Origin of the sequence: Fluviicola sp., from assembly GCF_030151805.1 — a bacterium.
GTDB lineage: Bacteria > Bacteroidota > Bacteroidia > Flavobacteriales_D > Crocinitomicaceae > Fluviicola.
Genome location: NZ_JASLCN010000287.1, coordinates 1 through 2,647 on the forward strand (window position 1 = coordinate 1; position 2,647 = coordinate 2,647).

4 protein-coding genes are annotated in these 2,647 nt (G+C 38.4%); 3 read left to right on the top strand and 1 reads right to left on the bottom strand.

All coding sequences use genetic code 11. The features are described from left to right. The coding region (locus tag Q1V93_RS11020; protein WP_300664653.1) for a hypothetical protein at positions 1-198 on the bottom strand (198 nt) is incomplete at its 3' end. Between the two features lie 431 nt (positions 199-629). Between Q1V93_RS11020 and Q1V93_RS11025 the strand changes: the two genes are divergently transcribed. The 3 genes from Q1V93_RS11025 to Q1V93_RS11035 all read left to right on the top strand — a co-directional run. After that, complete coding sequence (locus tag Q1V93_RS11025; protein WP_300664659.1) at positions 630-845, top strand: helix-turn-helix transcriptional regulator; 216 nt, start codon at positions 630-632, stop codon at positions 843-845. 183 nt (positions 846-1,028) lie between these two features. Further along, positions 1,029-1,889, top strand: a complete 861-nt coding sequence (locus tag Q1V93_RS11030; RefSeq protein ID WP_300664655.1) for a hypothetical protein — start codon at positions 1,029-1,031, stop codon at positions 1,887-1,889. A 118-nt stretch (positions 1,890-2,007) separates the two neighbouring features. Then, on the top strand, positions 2,008-2,647 hold a 640-nt coding region (locus tag Q1V93_RS11035; protein WP_300664657.1), incomplete at its 3' end, for a hypothetical protein.

The window sequence follows — 2,647 nt, forward strand, 5'->3', positions numbered from 1 at the left end:
CTTATCCTCCAGGTTCATCATTTCAAAAATGATTGATCCGATATCCAACTGATAATCATCGGCGCGAACCTGCATGTTTTGGAGCAAGTTGATCATTTTCCAATTAATCAAATCCTGCTTGATAAGGTTTGTTACGATTTCTCTGTTGCAGACGAATGTCTTTTGTGCTTCTATTGGTGCGTGTGGTAGTGTTTCCATTTGGAGAAGGTTTAGTTCCCGTTCAGCACCAAAACAGGGAGGTTGATAAAACAAGCAGGCGTGGTGCTCAGCTTACTGTCTTCGAGGCATCGCCAAACGCCTTACGCACAATAAACCAAAGACAACCACGCCCGTTTCCTGGGAGTGGTTAGTCTATCAGTTCTTGTGCGTCTTAATTTGGCGATTTTCGAAGACAAGATCTAATAGCTAACGCTACTCTGAAAATATTAATCGGAAGTATCTCTTTTTCTTACTATATACTTACGAAGTTAAACAATCAAATTGTGAAAGACATCTCTAAATGATTTAATCAATTATTTTATTGAATTTCTCAACAATATTATGAATAATTCTATTAAATACCTAAATGAATATTGTTTTTATTCGAATGGATCAACGAAGACCTATTTTTACTGAAGAAAATGACCGATATGACTACGTTGGGTTTATACTTTGCAAAGAAATTAATTAACAGGGCTGAACTTTCCAGAAAGACAGGCATTACTCCTAATAGGATGTATAATCTTGTTGAGAATGAAAATTCTGAGATTCGTGGAAAAGAAGTTCATTTGATCGCGTTGGCATTGGAAATTGAGCCGAATCAATTACATGAGATTTTGTTCGGTGATGTGAAGCTACCGAAATAATATCTCCTGATAATCTCTTTATTACTAAATCTGAAATTGGTGTAATCAATAATAACAGATAAAAACAGGCAATTACAGATAATTACAATAGTGTTTTAAGAAAATAAAGGAAAATGGCCTAAAATGGATTTCCTTGTAATTTATGAGCGATTATTTCGTTACTTAAGATATAATCAAACTTTCATGGAAAACCATCCTCCTTCCGACCAGATCGAACAAAGAACCTCATTCTATTTACAACAATTCCAATCTACCTTTTCGGAATTATTGAAGGGACCCAATAGAATAGAAAATCCCCTCCGGTTTACGCGTGATTCCATTGAACATCAAAAAGGACAAATTCCGGAATTATCCCATTTGTTTCAATCCCTAAAGAGATTACATAATTATCATCTGCAATTGTTCAGTACATGGACATTTGAGCAGTTTAACATGCAATTCGAAGCACATAAGGAGCAAAACCATCAGGATCTTGAAACAGCGATACTGGCATTGACATCGGGAAGTCCTCGCGCTTACAATGCACTTCCGGTATATTACAGGAATTTATTGAGTTCAAATCATACGCTTACCGAAATTATATCAGATGAACGAAAAGTGATGAACATGACAGCTGAGGACCTGTTCGAACTATTGGCTTATCATCAGGCGTTGATCCTATTTACCGCAGAACTGGATGAAAAAGAGCAAACGATCATTTCAAAATCTTCCATTCCTGAACCAAAATTTGGATTTACCCGTTCTCAACAAACGTTGGTTTTTCATTACTTGCTTACTGCTTCAGGGGTTCGTCCAAGAGCAGGGGCGAATATTACGGATTGCGCCATGCTGTTACATCAATTGTTAGGGCTTCCGGTAAATGATATCGCCAATTCCGATATTTACAAAAAGCTAAAACGACCCATTGATCATTCCAGCCCTTCGAAAATGATTCAAAACCTGCTTTTGATCCGCCCATTTTTTGAAGCTTTACCCCATAAACCCATCCTTGACTTAATTGATAAGGATATCAAAACACTTCTAAATAGCCAGCAAAAAGGCTAAAATTCATTTTTTTCATCAACCTGGGAATACCCAAATCTACCCCATCGGTTGTAGTCGTCTTAACTTTTGTGCATGAAAGCCAGGATTATTCCTGATTAAGAACACAAAAAGAAAAAAGATGAAAACAATGGGAAAAATAGAACGGATAGAGTTGTTGGACGACGACGAGTTCTACGCAGATGAGATTCCGAAGAAAGACAAGAAGAAAAAGAAGAAAAAAGCAGAGAAGCTGAAAGAACCAGGTTCTTCATCCATCAAACAATTGCTTGCCGGATTCAATGAACGACAAACCAAAAACAATGTCCAAAATACCTTGTTGAAACTGGTTGCCGATATTGCCGGAGTTGGTTTGGGAACTGCATTAAGCGCTTCGTTGGGGAAAATTGCTCCGGCTGCTGCCATTGCATTGATGGGGGCAGGACATTACATGGGTGATGAATCTGGGCTTTTGCGCGTTGTGGGTGCTAGTACACTCGCTCATAGTGTCGCTAAATCCAAAGAATATCGCAAAAATCCTGAAATGACTATTGCGAACCGCTTGAAAGATGTAAAGGACGGCTGGTTGTATGCCACGCTGCTAAAACATTACCAGCAAGAAGAGCAGTCACAGAAGACAGAACCACAATCAGTTAGTAACAAGATTACCGAAGTGGATAACGAACAGATTGCGGTAAATGAAAACGTTGAAGGGATGGAATGGGATGAAGATGATGCGGACTTAGAGCACGAAACTTCAGAATTTGATTCTCCTCCATTAG

Excerpts from the sequence above, each read along its gene's own strand:
- Q1V93_RS11025 (WP_300664659.1), top strand. The coding sequence starts at position 630 with ATGACTACGTTGGGTTTATACTTTGCAAAGAAATTAATTAACAGGGCT.
- Q1V93_RS11030 (WP_300664655.1), top strand. The coding sequence starts at position 1,029 with ATGGAAAACCATCCTCCTTCCGACCAGATCGAACAAAGAACCTCATTC.